Genomic DNA, 18672 nt, shown 5'->3' on the forward strand with positions numbered 1-18672 from the left:
CCATGCAGCACTCCGGCGAAGGCAAAAAACTGGTCATTCTCGGCTCCGGCGAAAGCGGGGTAGGGGCGGCGCTGCTCGGGCAGGCCAAAGGCTACAATGTGTTCGTGTCGGACGGCGGGGCGCTGAAGCCGGCCTACAAGGACAAGCTCACGCAGGCCGGCATCCGCTTCGAGGAGGGCACGCACACGCTCGAAGAAATCCTGGCGGCCGACGAAATCGTGAAGAGCCCGGGCATTCCGGAAAAAGCCCCGGTAATGCAGGCCGTGCGCGAAAAGGGCATCAAGGTTATGTCGGAAATCGACCTGGCCAGCCGCTACACCCGGGCCCAGAGCATTGCCATTACGGGCACCAACGGCAAAACCACCACCACGCTGCTGACCTACCACCTGCTGAAGGAGGCCGGCTACAACGTGGGCCTGGCCGGCAACGTGGGTCACTCGTTCGCCGAGCAGGTCATCGAGGATACCTTCGACTGGTTTGTGCTGGAGCTGAGCTCTTTCCAGCTCGACGATACCTACGACTACACGCCCACCGTGGCCGTGCTGCTCAACATCACCCCCGACCACCTCGACCGCTACCACTACCGCATCGAGGAGTACGCCCAGGCCAAGCTGCGCATCACCCGCAACTTGGACAGCAACTCCTACTTCGTCTACAACGCCGACGACCGGCTGATTCAGCAGGAGTACCAATCGGTGTTCGTGGATACCAACGATTTGCCCTTCAGCCTGCACCAGCGCCCCGATATCCGCTGCGCCGCCCGCTACGTGTCGGAAACCACGCTGCGCCTCGACGTGCCGCAGGTGCAGGACGAAGGCCCGGAGGACGTGAGCATTGCCCGCTCGCCGCTGATTGGCCAGCACAACCGCCAGAACATGGCCGCCGCCATCCTGGCCGCCCGGGTGGCCGGCCTGTCGGTGGAGCAGCTGGAGGCGGCGCTGCCTTCCTTCAGCAACGCCGCGCACCGGCTGCAGCCGGTGGGCGAAATCAACGGAGTGCCCTTCATCAACGACAGCAAGGCCACCAACGTGGAGGCCGCCTGGTACGCCCTCGACGGCGTGAAGGCTCCGCTGGTCTGGATTGCGGGCGGCACCGACAAGGGCAACGACTACTCAACGCTGCTGCCGCTGGCCCGGGAAAAGGTGAAGGCCCTGATCTGCCTCGGCGTCGACAACGCCAAGCTGCGCGCCGCCTTCGACGGGGTGGTGCCGGTGGTGGAAGAAACCCAGGACGTGCGCGAGGCCGTGCGCCGCGCCGCCGTCCTGGCCCAGCCCGGCGACGTGGTGCTGCTCTCGCCCGCCTGCGCCAGCTTCGACCTGTTCAAGAACTACGAGGACCGCGGCCGGCAATTCGCCCACGCCGTCGGTGAGTTGGCGAAATTGTGAAATGGTGAGTTTGTCGTTCTGACGTAACCGTTTCGCTGCCCATCAACTCACCATTTCACCAACTCACCATTTCACCACTTGCCGATGGAACCCGTCAAAACCTGGCTGCAGCGCAATCTAAAGGGCGACCCGGTGCTCTGGGGCATCGTGATTGTGTTTTCGCTCATCAGCATGGCCGTGGTGTACTCCGCCACCGGCACGCTGGCGTACAAAAACGAGCTGCGCGGCCGCGCCGGCTCGGTGGAAATGATTCTGTTCAAGCACACCAGCCTGATTTTCGTCGGGCTGGCCTTGATGTGGGTGGCCCACCGCATCGACTACCGGCACTACTCGCGCCTCTCGCTGTACGCGCTGCTGCTGTCGGTGCCCCTGCTGCTGTTTACCTACCTGATGGGCGGCAGCGTGAACGGGGCGGCCCGCTGGATGACCATTCCGGTGATTAACCAGACCTTCCAGCCTTCCGACTTGGCCAAGCTGGCGCTGATTTCGCACCTGGCCAGCATGCTCAGCCGCCGCCAGCAGTACATCGACAACTTCAAAACCACGCTGCTGCCCGTGATTCTCTGGGTGGGCGTCATCTGCGGCCTCATCGTGCTGTCGAATGCCTCCACGGCCCTGCTGCTGTTCTTCACCTGCCTGCTGCTGATGTTTATCGGCCGCGTGCCGCTGAAGCACATGCTGCTCACCATTCTGATTGTGATGAGCCTGGGCGGCGTGGCCCTGACCTTGGGCCAGCGCTGGGGCACGGTGAAGTCGCGCATCGAGAGCTTCACCGACAAGAGCAAGCCGGTGCCGTTTCAGCTGGAGCACAGCTATATAGCCATTGCGACCGGCGGCGTGGCGGGCAAGGGCCCCGGGCAGAGTACCGAGCGCAACATCATGCCCCACCCGTACTCCGACTTCATCTACGCCATCATCATCGAGGAATACGGCATGCTCGGCGGCATCGGGGTGCTGTTCCTCTACCTCGCCTTTCTCTACCGCGGCCTGCTCACGGTGATGCGCAGCTACGGCGCCTTCGGAGGCCTACTCTCGGCGGGTTTGTGCTTCAGCCTGGTGCTGCAGGCCATGGTGAATATGGGCGTGGCTGTGGGCCTGGGCCCAATCACCGGTCTGCCGTTGCCCATGCTGAGCATGGGCGGCACCTCGCTGATTTTCACCGGCATCAGCATCGGTGTCATCCTGAGCGTGAGCCGCGGTGAGCGGGAAATCCGCCCGATGACGGGCGAGCCGGAAGACGAAGCGCGCATTCCAAAACAAACCGCCCTGGCGTAGCATTCAACAGCCGACGCTCCAATGACCTCTGTGGCTTACTTTAACAACCAGCGTTTTGAGCTGGAGCCGGACCTGCCGGCTGTAGGCTGCTACCTGTACGTCTATAATTACCACGGTGTCTGCCTGTACGATTACCCGCAGGACACGGAAGAAATGGCAAAGGATTTTGCCTGCGAAGAATTTGACGTGCCGCTAGAGGCGTGGACAAAATCGAATACCCAACCCTGATGTCAGCACCCACTCATATCGAGCCCAACCCCAATGCCTCCTGCCGCGTCATCATCAGCGGCGGCGGCACGGGTGGGCACATTTTCCCGGCCGTGGCCATTGCCAACGAGCTGCAGCGCCGCCGCCCCGACGCCGACATCCTGTTCGTGGGCGCCAACGGCCGCATGGAAATGACCCGGGTGCCCGAGGCCGGCTACCGCATCGTGGGGCTGAACATCAGCGGCCTGCAGCGCCGCCTCACGCCCGAAAACCTGTTGTTCCCGCTGAAAGTGTTTCAATCGGTGCGCAAGGCCGGCAAGCTGGTCGAGTCGTTCCGCCCCGACGCGGTGGTGGGCGTGGGCGGCTACGCCTCGGCCCCGGTGCTGCTGGCCGCCACTTCCCGCGCCGTGCCCGCCCTCATTCAGGAGCAGAATTCCTACGCCGGCCTCGTCAACAAGCTGCTGGCCCGCCGCGTCGACAAAATCTGCGTGGCCTACGAGGGCATGGAGCAGTTTTTCCCCGCCGACCGCCTCGTGCTGACCGGTAACCCCGTACGCAGCGAAATTGCCGGCGGCGACCGGGCCGAGGCGCTGAAGTTCTTCGGCCTCGACCCCAACAAGCCCGTCCTGCTCGTCATCGGCGGCAGCCTCGGGGCCCGCACCCTGAACCAGGCCACGGCCGCCGCCCTGCCGCGCCTGCAACAGGCCGGCGTGCAGCTGCTCTGGCAAACCGGCAAGCTCTATTTCCCCACCGCCGAGCAGCAGGCCGCCGACTACCAAGGCGCCAACCTGCACGCGCTGGAATTCATCAAGCGCATGGACCTGGCCTACGCCGCCGCCGACGTGGTTGTCAGCCGCGCCGGGGCCCTGTCGGTGTCGGAGCTGTGCCTGACGGCCAAGCCCTGCGTGCTGGTGCCCTCGCCCAACGTGGCCGAAGACCACCAGACCAAAAACGCCCGCGCCCTCTCCACGCGCGCCGCCGCCCTGCTCGTCACCGACGCCGAAGCCGCCGACAAGCTCTACGACGTGGCCCTGGATTTGCTGAGCGACCCGGCCCGGCAGGATGAGCTGCGCCGCAACATCCAGCCCCTGGCCCGGCCCGCCGCGACGAGTACCATCGTCGACGAGCTGGAAGCCCTCATTGACCGCCAACGCGCCAAGCAAGCCCGCTGATGAACCCCGTCGCCCAGTTTCCCTACGTCTACTTCCTCGGCATCGGCGGCATCGGCATGTCGGCCCTGGCGCGCTGGTTTCGGGCCAACGGCCACCACGTGTGGGGCTACGACAAGACGCGCACCCCGCTCACCGAGGCGCTCAGCCAGGAAGGCATCCTGATTCACTACGACGACGCGCCCAAGCACCTGCCAGCCGAAGTACGCGACAACAAAGACAAGACCCTGGTGGTGCTCACGCCCGCCATTCCCAAGGACCACAAGGAGTGGGCCTGGCTGCGGGACAACGGCTACGACATTCGCAAGCGCAGCCAGGTGCTGGGCCTGCTCACTACCGGCCGCCGCACCGTGGCCGTGGCCGGCACCCACGGCAAAACCACGACCAGCAGCATGGTGGCGCACCTGCTGCACCACGCCGGCCTGCCCGCCGGAGCATTCCTGGGCGGCATTTCGGTGAACCTGGGCTCCAACCTGCTGCTGCCCCCCTCGGCCGAGCAACTGGCAACCGACAACCCAGGACTGACCACCGCCGAAGTGCCCATTGTCGTCGAAGCCGATGAGTACGACCGCAGCTTCCTCACCCTGCACCCGGACGTGGCCATCGTCACCAGCACCGACGCCGACCACCTCGACATCTACGGCGACAAGGACGCGCTGGTGCAGTCGTTCCGCGACTTCGCCAGCCAGATCAAGCCCGGCGGCACCTTGCTGCTCAACCACACCGCCGACGCCAGCGTGGCCGCCGCGGTGCAGCCTGGCGTGCGGGTGCTGCGCTACGGCCTCAGCGCCGAGCAGGGCCCCGACCTGCACACCGCCGACGTGCACGCCCACGGCCACACCTTCCGCTTCGAACTGGTGGCGCCGGGCCTGGGAAATGCCCACGTGCCCGGCCTAGAGCTGCCCGTGCCCGGCTTTCACAACGTGGAAAACATGCTGGCCGCCGCCGCCGCCGCCCACCTCGTCGGGCTCGACTGGCGCCGGCTGCCCGAAGCCGTAGCCGCCTACCGCGGCGTCAACCGCCGCTTCGAGTTCGTGGTGACGCAAGGGGAGAAGCGGGCCTACCTCGACGACTACGCCCACCACCCGCGCGAAATCGAGGCGTTTCTGCGCTCCGTGCGGGCCCTATACCCTGGCAAGAAGCTGCGCGTCATCTTCCAGCCCCACCTCTTCAGCCGCACCCGCGACTTTGCCGAGGGCTTCGCCCAGAGCCTGAGCCTGGCCGACGAGGTCATCCTGCTGCCCATCTACCCGGCGCGCGAGCTGCCGATGGCGGGCGTCACCTCCGAAATCATCTTCGACAAGCTCACCAGCCCGCGCAAGGCCCTGCTCTCGAAAGAGCAGGCCATCCAGGCCGAACGCTACGCCGACGACGAGTTTGAGGTCATTGCCACCGTGGGCGCCGGCGACATCGACCAGCTGGTGCCGGAATTGAAAAAAATCTTGCGGAATAAGTGGTATGGCGCTGAAGCGTAAGGCAAAAAATGTACTTTTCGGTATTGGCTGTCTGCTTTTGCTGACGGCCCTGTCGGTCTTTGCCTCCGTGCGGCAGGCCTCGCGGCCGGTGGGCGCGGTCATCGTCACGATCAGCAACGAATTCAACAACTTTTTCATCAGCGAACAGCAAGTGACGGCCCTGCTCACGCGCGACGGAAACCAGCAGCTGCGCGGCGCCGCCCCGCAGGACCTGGACCTGCGCGCCCTCGAAGGCCGCCTCAAGACGCACCCGTTCGTGAAGGACGCACAGGTGTACCGCGACCTGGGCGGCAACCTGCACGCCGATGTGCGCCAGAACCGCCCCATTGCCCGCCTCGTGCACCCCGATGCCGCCCAGGACCGCTACCTCGACGCCGACGGGCAGCCGCTGCCACTGTCGAGCTTGTACTCGGCGCGGGTCGTGCCCATTGCCCGAGTTGGAGGTACGCCATTAAATGCTCAATTTTTCCAAGATTCTACCGGAACGCGGTATCTTGAATTTCTGCGTTACGTAGACGAACACGCTTTCTGGCGGGCTCAGGTCGCCGAAGTATTTTTGTCCCCGAATGGGAAAATAATTTTCACCCAGCAGGTAGGTGACCAGCGCGTGGAGTTTGGATATCCGGAGAATATTCCGGAAAAATTTGCCAAACTAATGGTATTTTACCGCCAAATTCCCCCAGCTTTAGGATGGGACACCTATCACCGCGTCAATGTGGAATTCCAAAACCAAATAATTTGCGAATAGCGCCAGCGTTTAAATGCGCTGGATTTCTGCGTTTTCTGCCCTAGTTGCCCTCCCGAACACCTCTCCACTGCCCTGACTCACCCCATGCAACAAGATAAAATCGTCGTCGGCCTCGACATCGGCACCACCAAAATCTGCGCCTTAGTGGGCCGCAAAAATGAATTCGGCAAGCTCGAAATTCTGGGCATGGGCAAAGCCGTGTCGGAAGGCGTGGTGCGCGGTATCGTGTCGAATATCGACAAGACCGTGGACGCCATTAAGCGCGCCATCCGCCAGGCCGAAGAGCAGTCGGGAATTAATATCGGCATTGTCAATGTGGGAATTGCCGGGCAGCACATCAAGTCGCTGCAACACAACGGCTCGATTACCCGCGCCTCCGCCGATTCGGAAATTACCCAGGAAGACGTGATGCGCCTCACCAACGACATGTATCGGTTGGTGACGCCGCCCGGCTCGGAAATCATCCACGTAATGCCCCAGGACTACAAGGTGGATTACGAGGAGGGCATCATGGACCCGGTGGGCATGTCGGGCGTGCGGCTGGAAGGCAACTTCCACATCATCACCGCCCAGAGCACGGCCATCAACAACATCAACAAGTGCGTCACCAAGGCTGGGCTGGAAATCGACAACCTGATTCTGGAGCCGCTGGCGTCCAGCATGTCGGTGCTGTCGGACGAGGAGAAGGAAGCCGGTGTGGTGCTGATTGACATCGGCGGCGGCACCACCGACCTGGCCATCTTCAAGGACGGCATCATCCGCCACGCGGCGGTGCTGCCCTTCGGCGGCAACATCATCACTTCGGACATCAAGCAGGGCTGCATGGTGATGCAGAACCAGGCCGAGCAGCTGAAGGTGAAGTTCGGCAAGGCCATTGCCGAGGAAGCTTCCGAATACGAAATCGTGAGCATCCCCGGTCTGCGCGACCGGGCACCCAAGGAAATCAGCCTGAAGAACCTGGCCTACATCATCGAGGCCCGCATGGAGGAAATCATGGAGCTGGTGTACGCCGAGATTCAGCGCACCGGCTTCGAGAAAGGCCTGGCCGCCGGCATCGTGCTGACGGGTGGTGGCTCGCAGCTGCAGAATCTAGTGCAGCTCACCGAGTACATCACCGGCATGGATACCCGCATCGGCTACCCCAACGAACACCTGGGCAAGTCGCGCATCGAGGCCGTCAAGTCGCCGATGTACGCTACCACGGTGGGCCTCGTGCTGTCGGGCTACCGCTCCCTGGATGACCGCGGCGGCCGCCAGCAGTACGACGAGTACACCATGACCCGGCCCCACGAGGCCCCGGCCCGGCAGAACACCCAGCCGGTGCAGCCCCAGGGCCAGCAGGCCAAGTCGGATCAGCCGAAGCAGCCCGAGCAACCCAAGCAGCCGAGCAAGGCCGCCGGTTTCTTCCGCGACATTCTGAGCCGTACGAAAGGCCTGCTCATCGACGATTTCGACGACAAACAGTACTAAATGGCTACATTGTCAGATGGTTAAATGGTTGGACGTTCAAGCAGCGCACATCGGCGCCCGAACTCCCAGCCATTTAACCATTTGGTACGTCAAGCCCCCGGCCATTTCTCCCGCCATCTGACTCCCCCGCCATATGGATTTTAAATTTGATATTACCCCCCAGGGCAAGTCCATCATCAAGGTGATTGGCGTGGGCGGCGGCGGCTCCAACGCCGTCAACCACATGTTCTCCCAGGGCATCAAGGACGTCGAATTCGTCATCTGCAACACCGACAAGCAGGCTTTGCAGAGTTCTTCGGTGCCCAATAGACTGCAAATCGGCGTCGACCTGACCGAAGGCCTCGGCGCGGGCGCCAACCCCGAGCGCGGCAAGCAGGCCGCCATCGAAAGCCGGGAGCAAATCCGCGAGTTGCTCAGCAACGGGACCAAAATGGTGTTCATCACCGCCGGCATGGGCGGTGGCACGGGCACCGGTGCGGCCCCGGTCATTGCTAAAGTAGCCAAGGAGCTGGGCATCCTGACGGTCGGCATCGTGACGGCACCCTTCATGTTTGAGGGGCGCAAGAAGCGGCAGCAGGCCGAAATGGGCATCCGCGACCTGAGCGAAAACTGCGACACGGTGCTCGTCATCCTTAACGACAAGCTGCGCGAGATGTACGGCAACCTGCCCATCCGCTCGGCTTTCGCCAAGGCTGATAACGTGCTGAGCACCGCCGCCAAGTCCATTGCCGAAATCATCACCGTGACGGCCGACGTGAACGTGGACTTTGAAGACGTGAAAACCGTCATGAAGGACTCGGGCGCGGCCGTGATGGGCTCGAGCATCACCGAGGGCGAGAACCGCGCCCGGCGCTCGGCCGAAGAGGCCCTGGCCTCGCCGCTACTCAACAACACTGACATCCACGGCGCGCAAAAAATCCTGCTCAGCATCATGTCGGGCGACCAGGCCGAGCTGGAAATGGACGAGCTGACGGAAATCACGGAGTACATTCAGGCCAAAGCCGGCCAGGATGCCGAGGTGATTTTTGGCCACGGCATCGACTCCACGCTGGGTCAGAGCATCCGCGTGACGGTTATTGCCACCGGCTTCGCCCGCGACACGCACAGCATCTCCATCATGGGCGGCTTCAGCGACCTGCAGCCCGCCAAGACGGAAACCATGCCCGTGACGGCCGATCCGCAGATCAACCTGTTCGACAAGGACCGGCACGAGCCCGTAGCCGCAGTGCGGCCGGCAGCTACCCCCGTGGCGACGCCGCCTGCTCCGGTAGCCGCCCCCGTGGCCAGCGCCGAGTATCCGCCCGTGACGCCGTCGGCCCAGCCGGAGCAGCCCCAGGCCCGCTTCGATCTGGAACAGTCGCCCTCGCCCTTCGTGCCGCCGGTGGTGTACCCCGCGCCGTCGGCGCCGGAGCCGCTGCAGGCCGTGCAGCAACAGCCGACGGCTGCCCCCGAGGCGCCGCAGGCCGCCCCGGCTTCGCGGCCTTCGCTTGATGCCCGCGCCGAGGAGCGCCGTCGCCGGTTGATGGAGCTGAGCAACGGCATTTCCAACGACGCGATGAAGGAGCAGCTGGAAGTGCCGGCCTACCTGCGCCGCCAAGTGAAGCTGGAGCAGGTGCAGCCCTCGTCGGAGCGCAACATCTCGCGCTTCAACCTCTCGGACGACAACGAGCTGCTCGGCGACAACCGCTTCCTGCACGACAACGTGGACTAAGCGACCCGCCGGATTATAAACAGGAAGCCCCGCTCAATTGCTGAGCGGGGCTTCCTGTTTATAAGTATTTCCCGAAACCGACTACGGGTTGGGGTCGGAGAAGCGTGGGTCGGTGATGAAGGTGGAATCGGTAAGGGTGTGGAGGAAAGCAATGATTTTCTGCTTCTCTGCTGCCGTAAGCATGATTTTTTTGGATGGGTCGTTGGGACTATTCACCAACTGCGGATCGAGGTTAGGGCTGATCTGCACATGCTCGCTGTACTGATCCAACACTTCTTCCAGCGTTTTGAAGCGCCCATCGTGCATGTAGGGGTCCGTTAGGGCGATGTTGCGCAGGGTAGGGGCTTTGAACATCCCCCGTTCGAACGCCACGCCGGTGATGCCGCCTCGGCCCGGATCGGTGAAAGGCGGCAGGTCGAGGCCGTTGTTGAAGAACGTATGGGTCGGACCGCTAAACAGCTCCGTATCGTGGCAGTGCTGGCATTCGGCTCCGCGTACAAAGGTGGTGGCGTGGCCCATCAATTGCTTGCCCTGCAGTTCATTAGGCAATAAGTAAGACTCCCCGCGCTTGGCTTTGTCGTAGCGCGAGTTAGACGATACCAGCGTGCGCTCAAACTGGGCCAGCGCCTTTAGCACGTTTTCCTCGGTGATGCGCGACGAGCCGAAGGCGCGGCCGAAAAGCTTGGGGTAGTTATTTGTGGCCTGCAGCTTGGTCACGCTCGTCGCCAGCGACTGATGCATTTCCACCGGGTTTTCCAGCGGCGTACGCGCTTGCTGTTCCAGCTTGGTATGTGCTCCATCCCAGGTGAAATCCTGCTCCCAAGCCATATTTATCAGAGCCATGCTGCCGCGAGCGTGCTGCTGACCACCCACGCCGATGGCCCGTGCCCGACCGTCGGTAAAGGCCTTGCTCTGCTGATGGCAGGAACCACACGAAATCGTGCCGTCACCCGATAACTTCTTCTCGTAGAAGAGCATCCGGCCCAGCGCCACTCCTTCCTCCGTCAGCGGGTTGTCGGCGGGCATGGGCACTATGGCCGGAAAATCCTGAGGCCTGGCCAGCGTCAGGGGCGTGGGTGCCGGAAAGGCCTGTTCTACGTCCTTATCGGGCTTGCAGGCGGCCACCAGCAACGCGGTGGCGGCAGCCAGGGAGAACAAGCGGCGGAGCGTGACAAGGTGCGGCACAGGCGAAAGAGAATAGCGGTGGTGGAAAGGTAACTACGATTCGCGGGGGGCGGTTCACTGTGGCGGCGCCAATTGCGGATTGTGTAGAAACGAGTCATCGGTAAGCGTCTGCAGAAAGGCCAGCAGGTCGGTGCGCTGCTGCGCGTTGAGGGGCAGGCCGAGGCGGCCATCGGGTCGGCGTAGCAGCGGGTCGAGGGTGGCGGAGCTAACAACGCCGTGGTCGTAGTGGTCGAGCACCTGGGCCAGCGTCTGGAAGCGGCCGTCGTGCATGTAGGGCGCCGTGCGCGCCACGTTGCGCAGCGACGGTACTTTGAACAAGCCGCGTTCCGCCGGGCGGCCAGTGATGTGCGCTCGCCCCGAATCCTGCGGAAAGCTACCGTCCAGGCCGTTGTTGCGGTAGGTTTCGTCGCTGAACAGGTCGGTGGCGTGGCAGCTGGCGCAGTTGGCCTGGAATACGGCCAGGCCGCGCAGTTCTGCGGACGAGAAGGTACCGCCCGTTTCGTGGCGCACGTACTGGTCGTAGCGGCTGTTGGCGGAAGTAAGGGCGGCCGTAAACTGCGCCAGTGCCCGCAGCAACTGGTAAGAGGTGATGGGGCCCGCGCCGTAGATGCTGGCAAAGCGCGCCGGGTAGCTGGGGTGACGGTTGAGCTTCGCCAGTACGTGCGGCAGGGTTTCGTCCATTTCCAGGGCGTTGCCGAGCGGTGCCAGCGGCAGCATCTCGATGTGCGACACGGCACCGTCCCACATCAGGGTGCGGCGCCAGCGCATGTTTTGTAGGGGCGGCGCATTGCGGGGCCCGAGGCGACCCTGCACCCCCAGGCTCAACTGGCGGCCGGCATCGGCAAAGGCATCGGCCTGGCGGTGGCAGGAGCCGCAGGAAATGGTGCTGTCGCGCGAGAGCAGCGGGTCGTAGAACAGGCTGCGGCCCAGCTCGAAGGTAGCGCGGTCGGGCGGGTTTTGCTCGGGGCCGTATGCGGGCGGCGGAAAATTACGGGGCACAACGCTGCCGGGTACCGCCTCGGGCGAGGTCAGCACGTCGGCATCGGGGTGGCACCCTGCCATGAGCAGCCCCGCCAGCACGGCGGCCAGCGGGGCTGTCCAAGCACGTTTCATGAGCAGGAAGGCTTAGTCGCCGTTGTGCACGTGGTCGATGCGGAACATGCCGGCGGCGTAGTTGATGGCCAGTTTCACGCCACTGGAGTCGGCGCCGTGGCCCGTGCCGCTCATTTGCCGCAGGCTGACGGGGTGGGGCCCGGCAAATACGCGTTGCACGTCAGCTTTCAGGTGGAGTTCCGGAGACTGGCTGGCCGTGACCTGCAAGGACGCCACGCCCGTGGGCAACGCCGGCGACACCGTACGCATGCTCACGTAGGGCTTGCGGAAGCCGCCGACATGGTAGCTGTAGACCCCGTTGCTGGTCGATTGCGGCGAGGTGCCCTCCAGCTTCAGGAAGATGTAGCCCGAGACCCAGCCCCAGTACATGTCGTTGTTCGGGGCCAGGGCGCCCGTCTGCGCGCCCGCCATGTTGCGGGCGCTGTCGACGCCGATGGTAAACGTGACTTTGGTGTAGGTATCAAACGGGACGCCCTCGATGGCAAACTTGCGCGAGTTCGTATCGGACTGCTTCACGAGGTGGTAGCTTTCGGGCTCCGCCCACACCGTGCCATCCGTTTTGGTGAACTGGAAGTTGCTGAGGATGTAGTTGAACTTGCTGACGGTAATCTGTTCGCCGGCCAGCGTCGAATAGGCGTCGCCTATCACCAGGGCTTGGCTGCCAACTACGTTTTCAAACTCGAAGTTGATTTTGCCCGTCGTGACGGTGCTGGGTTGATCATCGTCTTCGCAGGCGGTCAGGCCGATGGCGGCGCCGAGAAGCAGGGTGGCAAGAGCTGCCGGGAGGGTACGGAAAGACATGAACGGTAAGCTGGGGTGGTAGGGAAGAAGGGGCGTTGGGGCGCCCCGTGCTGCGGAGCAATCAGCGCCGCAGTACGGGCGGCCGAAAAACGTCCCGGTTCACTTCCATCCCAATGCGCGGCGCACGCAGCTGCCCAAACCCAGCCCGAACGGCCGGCATGGTGCGGCGGGGCGGCTGGTAGCAGAAGCGAGTCAGCGGCAGGGCTTCGAACTTGAGCTTGGCGTGGTTTTGCGGCGCTTTCTTCTCCGCGTCGTCAGTTTTAGCCAATTGCTTACGCAGGTGGCAGCGGCCGTTGCAGCGCAGTTGGGGCCGGTTTTTGTTCACGCAAAACTGTTCCGTGATGCGCTGCCGGTGCAGGGCGTAATCCAAAACCAGCACTTCCCGGCTGAACGACTGCAGCAGGATGAGCAGGGAAAGGAACACGACCAGGCACTGGTGCATAGCGGCGAAAGAAGCAGTGGCAGGCCTAAAGATAACGTGAAGGCCGGGTTGTTATCCGATGATGCGGTTCCGGCGCCGCGGGTTGGCCGCCTCGCACTTAGAACCGCAACAATTGTTCCGCTTGTTCCCGCAACAGCTGCTCGAACAGCGGATTGCGCAGCTCGCCGGTGGTGGTAAGGCTGGCTTCGATGTTGGGCAGGCGCACGCGCATGGGCAGCACGGCCGTGCCCAGGTACATCAGCACGTCGGTAAGGTGGCTCAGGGCCAGCAGCCCGCCCTGCGTGCCCGACGAGAGGCCCACCAGCGCCGCTTTCTTGTCGCGGATGCCGCCGGGGTAGGGTAGCCCGTCGATGAAGGCCTTGAGCACGCCGGGGTAGGAGCAGTTGTACTCCGGCACCACAAACACCAGCTTATCGGCCGAGCTGGCCATATCCACCAGCACGTTGAATTCCGGGTGGCTGCCCACGTTGTGGTAAAGCGCCGTGGCCGTGAAGTCGGCGGGCAGGGCGGCCAGGTCCAGAATCTGCACCTCGGCCCCGAATTCGCGCAGCTGGGCGGCGTACAGCTCGCTGATGCGCCGGGCGCGGGAGTTCGGCCGATTGGTACTGGCAACGATGGTTATCATCGGGTCAATTAAAAATTAAGAATTAAAAATTAAGAATTAGGGCGCCCAGCAGGCAGGCTCGACCTTCTTGATTCTCAATTCCGACGCGGGAGAACAACAAAAAAGCGAACCAGCCGGGCTGATTCGCTTTTCTGCGTTGCAAACTACGAAGCCTTAGGCAAGGTTATTCGAGGTAGCCTTGGCCGCCAGGAATTCGCGGTTCAGGATGGCAATGTTTTCCAGCGAAATGCCCACCGGGCACTCGGCGGCGCAGGAGCCGATGTTGGTGCAGGCGCCAAAACCTTCCTTGTCCATCTGCGCAATCATGTTCTCCACGCGGGTTTTGCGCTCCACCTGGCCCTGGGGCAGCAGCGCGAGCTGCGATACCTTGGCCGAGACGAACAGCATGGCCGAAGCATTCTTGCAGGCCGCCACGCAGGCGCCGCAGCCGATGCAGGTAGCCGCGTCAAAAGCTTGGTCGGCAATGGACTTGGGGATGGGAATTTCGTTGGCGTCGGGTACGCCGCCGGTGTTTACCGACACGTAGCCGCCGGCCTGGATGATGCGGTCAAACGCCGAGCGGTCCACCGACAGGTCCTTGTTCACCGGAAAAGCCTCGGCGCGCCAGGGCTCAATGGTGATGGTGTCGCCGTCGGAGAATTTGCGCATGTGCAGCTGGCAGGTCGTGGTGCCCGGCTCCGGGCCGTGGGCGCGGCCGTTGATGAACAGGTTGCACGAGCCGCAGATGCCTTCGCGGCAGTCGTGGTCGAAGGCCACGGGCTCGTCGCCCTTGCGCAGCAGGTCCTCGTTCAGCACGTCGAGCATTTCCAGGAAGGACATATCCGGGGAGATATCACGCACCTGGTAATCCACGATGTTGCCTTGGGTGTTGCGGTTTTGCTGCCGCCACACCTTCAGCGTGAGGTTCATTGGTTTGGCATTGGGGTTACTTCCAGCCATTTCTATTTCAAATTTTGAATTCTGAATTATAAATTCTGAATTGGGGTCGTGCTGTGGATTCTGACGGACGGCCGGGCCATCAACTAATTCAGAATTCAGCATTCATAATTCAGAATTCCTTCAACCTACTCGTAGCTGCGGGTCGACAGCTTCACGTTTTCGAACTCCAGCGGCTCCTTGTTGAGACGCTCCGGCTGGTTGTCACCCATGTATTCCCAGGCGGCCACGTAGGCGTAGTTCTCGTCGTCGCGCTTGGCTTCGCCCTTGGCATCCTGGTACTCCTCGCGGAAGTGGCCGCCGCAGCTTTCGTTGCGGTTGTAGGCGTCGTCCACCATCAGCTCGCCCAGCTCCAGGAAGTCGGCTACGCGGCCGGCTTTTTCCAGGGTCTGGTTGAGGTCGTCGTTTACGCCCACCACTTTCAGGTCCTGCCAGAACTCCTTGCGCAGCTTCTGGATTTCCTTTTTGGCGTGCTGCAGGCCCTCGGCCGTGCGGGCCATGCCGCAGTACTCCCACATGATGTGGCCCAGGGCCTTGTGGAAGTCGTCCGGCGTACGCGTGCCGTTGATGCTCAGGAACTTGCTGATTCGCTCCCGCACCGCTGCTTCCGCCTCGGCAAAGGCCGGGTGCTTGGCATCGACGGGCACCGGCTTGGTCTTGGCCAAGTAGTCGCCGATGGTGTAGGGAATCACGAAATAGCCGTCGGCTAGGCCCTGCATCAAGGCCGAAGCGCCGAGGCGGTTGGCGCCGTGGTCGGAGAAGTTGCACTCCCCGGTGGCGTACAGGCCCGGAATGGTGGTCTGCAGGTTGTAGTCCACCCACAGGCCGCCCATGGTGTAGTGCACGGCCGGGTAGATGCGCATGGGCTGCTTGTACGGGTCCTCGTCGGTGATTTTCTCGTACATGGCGAAGAGGTTGCCGTACTTCTGGCTCACCCCGTCGGCGCCGATGCGCTTGATGATTTCGCTGAAATCGAGGTACACGGCCAGGCCCGAGGAGCCCACGCCCCGACCTTCGTCGCACATCTGCTTGGCATTGCGCGAGGCCACGTCGCGGGGCACCAGGTTACCGAAGGCGGGGTATTTGCGCTCCAGGAAGTAGTCCCGGTCTTCCTCCTTGATGTCGTTGACGTGAATCTGCCCGGCGCGCAGGCGCTCGGCCATTTCCACCGTCTTGGGCACCCACACGCGCCCGTCGTTGCGCAAGGACTCCGACATCAGCGTCAGCTTCGACTGGTAGTCGCCCGAGACGGGGATGCAGGTGGGGTGAATCTGGGTGAAGCAGGGGTTGGCGAAGAAGGCGCCCTTCTTGTGGGCGCGCCAGGCAGCCGTTACGTTGCAGTACTTGGCGTTGGTGCTCAGGTAGAACACGTTGCCGTAGCCGCCGGTGGCCAGCACCACCGCGTGGGCCGCGTGCTGCTGAATCTCGCCGGTAATCAGGTTGCGGGTGATGATGCCGCGCGCCTGCCCGTCGATAATCACCACGTCGAGCATTTCCGAGCGGGTGTACAGCTTCACTTTGCCGTAGGCCACCTGCCGGCTCAGGGCCGAGTAGGCGCCCAGCAGCAGCTGCTGCCCGGTCTGGCCGCGGGCGTAGAACGTGCGGCTTACCTGGGCCCCGCCGAACGAGCGGTTGGCCAGCAATCCGCCGTACTCGCGGGCGAAGGGCACGCCCTGGGCCACGCACTGGTCGATGATGTTCACCGACACCTGGGCCAGGCGGTACACGTTGGCTTCGCGGGCGCGGTAGTCGCCGCCCTTCACCGTGTCGTAGAACAGGCGGTACACCGAGTCACCGTCGTTCTGGTAGTTCTTGGCGGCGTTGATGCCACCCTGCGCGGCGATGGAGTGGGCGCGGCGGGGCGAGTCGTGGAAGGTGAAGGCCTTCACGTTGTAGCCCAGCTCGGCCAGCGAGGCGGCGGCCGAAGCCCCGGCCAGGCCGGTGCCCACCACGATGACGTCGTACTTCCGCTTGTTGGCGGGGTTGACGAGCTTGACGTTGAACTTATGCTTGTCCCATTTCTCGGCGATAGGGCCGTCGGGGATTTTGGCGTCCAGGATCATAAGTAGTCTAGACCGGGTGGGTTACTGGAAGAAGAAGTACAGCGGCATGGCCGCGAAGCCCGCGCATACCAGCACGGCGAAGGCGTAGCCCGCGTACGTAACCAGCGGCGTGTACTTGCGGTGCGTCAGGCCCAGGGACTGGAAGGCGCTTTTGAAGCCGTGGATGAGGTGGTAGCACAGGGCTACCTGCGCCAGCACGTAGAGCAGCACGTACCACCACTGGTGAAACGAGCTGACGACCAGCGTGTAGAGGTCGGCGTTGTTGTTGATGTCCGGGTCCAGGTCGCCGAAACGGGCGCGGTAGAAGAAGTTGTAGAGGTGGACCAGCAGGAAGATCAGGATGATGGTGCCCAGCAGACCCATGTTGCGGGACTGCCAGGGCGAGTTCTGCTCGATGTGGTTGGCTACGTAGCCCTGGCCGCCCCGGGCCTTACGGTTCTTGCCGGTCAGGGCAACGGCCTCGTAAATGTGAAACGCAAACCCCAGCAGCAGCCCGATTTCCAGGGTGCGGATGACGGGATTGGTCCCCATGAAATGGGAGTAGATATTAAAAGCGGCGCCGCCATCGTTCTTAAACAACTGGAGGTTGCCGACTAAGTGAACCACCAGGAACGAGCACAGGAACAGGCCCGTGACGGCCATGATGATTTTGCGGCCAATGCTGCTGGTAAGCGCGTTGCTAAGCCAACTCATAGGTGAACGGAAGGGTGAGAAAAAGGTCGGTTGAACCGGTCAAAGGTACACCCCGACCCGCAACGAAACAATTCGCTTTGCATTCCCGCCAAATGGCTGCCGGGCCGGTGAACCAGTGCTCCGGACTTGCCGTTACAACGATGATGCCGTTAGGACAACCGATTGTTTGCGGCGTTTGTTAGGATGATATCATCCTTTTTTACCGTCTTTTTTTCTTGCCGACGCTTTCTAACCGTCTAGCAGTATGATTCTTTCATTACTCCGCGGCTGCCTACGGGCTTTGGCCGGTTCGGCGTTCTTAGGCGCAATTAGCATACTGGTTGCATTCCCGGCCCGGGCTACCCACATCCGCGCCGGCGACATCCAGGCTCAGACCGATACTACGGCCGCCCGCAACCCGCTGCGCATCTTTTTTAAGATGGTGACCTACACGGACGCTTCCCAGATTGCTGATAACAACGATACGGAAACCATCTTTTACGGCGACGGGACCAGTAGCGGGCAAAATGCCGTGCGCCGGGTGAGCCGCGTCAATATTGGCAACGGTGTAAACCGTAACGTGTATTATTTTGACCACACGTACGCCGCCGCCGGTAGCTACACCATCAGCTTTATTGGTGAGAATCGTAACGGAGGCATCCGCAACGTTCCGCAGTCGTCTTCGCGCAACTTCTACATCCACACCAAGATTAACATCAGTCCGTTGGTCGGTGTCAACCACTCGCCTGTGCTCAACGCCCCGGCCGTGGACCGGGCAGCCGCCGGGCAGGTGTTTTTGCACAATCCTGCGGCTTTCGATGCCGATGGGGACTCCTTGGTGTACCGCCTGCGTGTGTGCCAGTGGGAACCGCGCGGCGTTTTGGGAGTGCTAAACAACGGGAACGTGCCCAACCCGGTCGATCTGCCCGGCTACGTGTATCCGCAAGATCAATCGGTTTCCCGCAATGGCGTACAGGTGGCCTATGCCGGTCCGCCGGTAGGCGCCCCCGGCAATGCCGCCATTTTGGAAATAGATGTGCGCACGGGGCAGCTCGTCTGGAACGCACCGAGTCCGCTGGGCCTGGGCGAGTACAACGTGGCGTTTGTGGTGGAGGAATGGCGGCGCGACGCGTTCGGCGGCAAACGCCTGATTGGGGAAGTCGTGCGCGACATGCAGATAACGGTGTTTGCCAGCAGCAACCAGCGCCCGACCATCACGGTGCCGCGCGACACGTGCGTGGTGGCCGGCACCACCCTCACGCGCACGGTGACGGCCACCGACCCGGACAACAACCTGCTGCGCCTCTCCGCCTACGGGGGCATGCTGCCCACCCCGGCCAGCTTCGTGACCACGCTCAGCGTGCCGGGCCGGGCCGTGGGCCGCTTCAGCTGGCC

General features: G+C 62.8%; 16 protein-coding genes and 1 pseudogene. 9 read left to right on the plus strand and 8 right to left on the minus strand.

Features of this window, described 5'->3' with window-relative positions:
- The first annotated feature begins 2 nt into the window (after positions 1–2).
- The 8 genes from murD (at position 3) to ftsZ (ending at position 9440) form a co-directional block, all read left to right on the plus strand.
- On the plus strand, positions 3–1385 hold the full coding sequence (gene murD, locus FDY95_RS25980) for a UDP-N-acetylmuramoyl-L-alanine--D-glutamate ligase (protein WP_138082680.1): 1383 nt from the start codon (positions 3–5) through the stop codon (positions 1383–1385).
- A gap of 84 nt (positions 1386–1469) precedes the next feature.
- The gene (locus tag FDY95_RS25985) at positions 1470–2660 is read left to right on the plus strand and encodes an FtsW/RodA/SpoVE family cell cycle protein (RefSeq protein WP_138082682.1); all 1191 of its coding nucleotides are present in this window, start codon (positions 1470–1472) and stop codon (positions 2658–2660) included.
- A 30-nt stretch (positions 2661–2690) separates the two neighbouring features.
- Positions 2691–2888, plus strand: coding sequence for a hypothetical protein (locus FDY95_RS25990; protein WP_138082684.1), 198 nt, complete (start codon positions 2691–2693; stop codon positions 2886–2888).
- Positions 2888–4039 carry an undecaprenyldiphospho-muramoylpentapeptide beta-N-acetylglucosaminyltransferase gene (gene murG, locus FDY95_RS25995; RefSeq protein WP_138082686.1) on the plus strand — a complete coding sequence of 384 codons (1152 nt, stop codon included), beginning with the start codon at positions 2888–2890 and terminating at the stop codon, positions 4037–4039. The genes FDY95_RS25990 and murG overlap by 1 nt, the downstream gene beginning before the upstream one ends.
- Positions 4039–5511, plus strand: a complete 1473-nt coding sequence (gene murC, locus FDY95_RS26000) for a UDP-N-acetylmuramate--L-alanine ligase (protein WP_138082688.1) — start codon at positions 4039–4041, stop codon at positions 5509–5511. Before murG ends, murC begins: the two co-directional genes overlap by 1 nt.
- A complete protein-coding gene (locus FDY95_RS26005; RefSeq protein WP_246074133.1) occupies positions 5495–6259 on the plus strand; it encodes a cell division protein FtsQ/DivIB in 765 nt (254 codons plus the stop codon). The genes murC and FDY95_RS26005 overlap by 17 nt, the downstream gene beginning before the upstream one ends.
- Positions 6260–6343: 84 nt before the next feature.
- A complete protein-coding gene (gene ftsA, locus FDY95_RS26010; protein WP_138082690.1) occupies positions 6344–7729 on the plus strand; it encodes a cell division protein FtsA in 1386 nt (461 codons plus the stop codon).
- Between the two features lie 133 nt (positions 7730–7862).
- The gene (gene ftsZ, locus FDY95_RS26015; RefSeq protein WP_138082692.1) at positions 7863–9440 is read left to right on the plus strand and encodes a cell division protein FtsZ; all 1578 of its coding nucleotides are present in this window, start codon (positions 7863–7865) and stop codon (positions 9438–9440) included.
- A gap of 81 nt (positions 9441–9521) precedes the next feature.
- Here the strand turns inward: ftsZ and FDY95_RS26020 are convergent, their stop codons facing one another.
- The 8 genes from FDY95_RS26020 to FDY95_RS26055 form a co-directional block, all read right to left on the minus strand.
- Positions 9522–10625, minus strand: a complete 1104-nt coding sequence (locus FDY95_RS26020) for a cytochrome-c peroxidase (protein ID WP_246074134.1) — start codon at positions 10623–10625, stop codon at positions 9522–9524.
- Between the two features lie 54 nt (positions 10626–10679).
- Complete coding sequence (locus FDY95_RS26025) at positions 10680–11738, minus strand: cytochrome-c peroxidase (protein ID WP_138082694.1); 1059 nt, start codon at positions 11736–11738, stop codon at positions 10680–10682.
- A 12-nt stretch (positions 11739–11750) separates the two neighbouring features.
- Positions 11751–12539: an MbnP family protein gene (locus FDY95_RS26030; protein ID WP_138082696.1), complete on the minus strand. Its 789-nt coding sequence runs from the start codon at positions 12537–12539 to the stop codon at positions 11751–11753.
- A 61-nt stretch (positions 12540–12600) separates the two neighbouring features.
- Positions 12601–12981, minus strand: coding sequence for a hypothetical protein (locus FDY95_RS26035; protein WP_138082698.1), 381 nt, complete (start codon positions 12979–12981; stop codon positions 12601–12603).
- 97 nt (positions 12982–13078) lie between these two features.
- Positions 13079–13606, minus strand: a complete 528-nt coding sequence (locus FDY95_RS26040; protein ID WP_138082700.1) for an NADPH-dependent FMN reductase — start codon at positions 13604–13606, stop codon at positions 13079–13081.
- 153 nt (positions 13607–13759) lie between these two features.
- Complete coding sequence (locus FDY95_RS26045) at positions 13760–14515, minus strand: succinate dehydrogenase/fumarate reductase iron-sulfur subunit (protein WP_138082702.1); 756 nt, start codon at positions 14513–14515, stop codon at positions 13760–13762.
- A 155-nt stretch (positions 14516–14670) separates the two neighbouring features.
- Positions 14671–16605 carry a fumarate reductase/succinate dehydrogenase flavoprotein subunit gene (locus FDY95_RS26050; RefSeq protein WP_138082704.1) on the minus strand — a complete coding sequence of 645 codons (1935 nt, stop codon included), beginning with the start codon at positions 16603–16605 and terminating at the stop codon, positions 14671–14673.
- Positions 16606–16626: 21 nt separating this feature from the next.
- Complete coding sequence (locus FDY95_RS26055) at positions 16627–17298, minus strand: succinate dehydrogenase cytochrome b subunit (protein ID WP_138082706.1); 672 nt, start codon at positions 17296–17298, stop codon at positions 16627–16629.
- A gap of 418 nt (positions 17299–17716) precedes the next feature.
- Here FDY95_RS26055 and FDY95_RS26060 point away from each other — a divergent pair.
- Positions 17717–18672: pseudogene (locus tag FDY95_RS26060) on the plus strand (gliding motility-associated C-terminal domain-containing protein); the annotation flags it as partial.

The sequence above is a fragment of the Hymenobacter jeollabukensis genome (assembly GCF_005771675.1).
GTDB lineage: Bacteria > Bacteroidota > Bacteroidia > Cytophagales > Hymenobacteraceae > Solirubrum > Solirubrum jeollabukense.

What these genes read in the sequence shown, in the direction of transcription:
- murD (WP_138082680.1), top strand. Translation starts at nt 3, where the DNA reads ATGCAGCACTCCGGCGAAGGCAAAAAACTGGTCATTCTCGGCTCCGGC.
- FDY95_RS25985 (WP_138082682.1), top strand. Translation starts at nt 1,470, where the DNA reads ATGGAACCCGTCAAAACCTGGCTGCAGCGCAATCTAAAGGGCGACCCG.
- murG (WP_138082686.1), top strand. Translation starts at nt 2,888, where the DNA reads ATGTCAGCACCCACTCATATCGAGCCCAACCCCAATGCCTCCTGCCGC.
- murC (WP_138082688.1), top strand. Translation starts at nt 4,039, where the DNA reads ATGAACCCCGTCGCCCAGTTTCCCTACGTCTACTTCCTCGGCATCGGC.
- FDY95_RS26005 (WP_246074133.1), top strand. Translation starts at nt 5,495, where the DNA reads ATGGCGCTGAAGCGTAAGGCAAAAAATGTACTTTTCGGTATTGGCTGT.
- ftsA (WP_138082690.1), top strand. Translation starts at nt 6,344, where the DNA reads ATGCAACAAGATAAAATCGTCGTCGGCCTCGACATCGGCACCACCAAA.
- ftsZ (WP_138082692.1), top strand. Translation starts at nt 7,863, where the DNA reads ATGGATTTTAAATTTGATATTACCCCCCAGGGCAAGTCCATCATCAAG.
- FDY95_RS26025 (WP_138082694.1), bottom strand. Translation starts at nt 11,738, where the DNA reads ATGAAACGTGCTTGGACAGCCCCGCTGGCCGCCGTGCTGGCGGGGCTG.
- FDY95_RS26030 (WP_138082696.1), bottom strand. Translation starts at nt 12,539, where the DNA reads ATGTCTTTCCGTACCCTCCCGGCAGCTCTTGCCACCCTGCTTCTCGGC.
- FDY95_RS26035 (WP_138082698.1), bottom strand. Translation starts at nt 12,981, where the DNA reads ATGCACCAGTGCCTGGTCGTGTTCCTTTCCCTGCTCATCCTGCTGCAG.
- FDY95_RS26040 (WP_138082700.1), bottom strand. Translation starts at nt 13,606, where the DNA reads ATGATAACCATCGTTGCCAGTACCAATCGGCCGAACTCCCGCGCCCGG.
- FDY95_RS26045 (WP_138082702.1), bottom strand. Translation starts at nt 14,515, where the DNA reads ATGAACCTCACGCTGAAGGTGTGGCGGCAGCAAAACCGCAACACCCAA.
- FDY95_RS26050 (WP_138082704.1), bottom strand. Translation starts at nt 16,605, where the DNA reads ATGATCCTGGACGCCAAAATCCCCGACGGCCCTATCGCCGAGAAATGG.
- FDY95_RS26055 (WP_138082706.1), bottom strand. Translation starts at nt 17,298, where the DNA reads ATGAGTTGGCTTAGCAACGCGCTTACCAGCAGCATTGGCCGCAAAATC.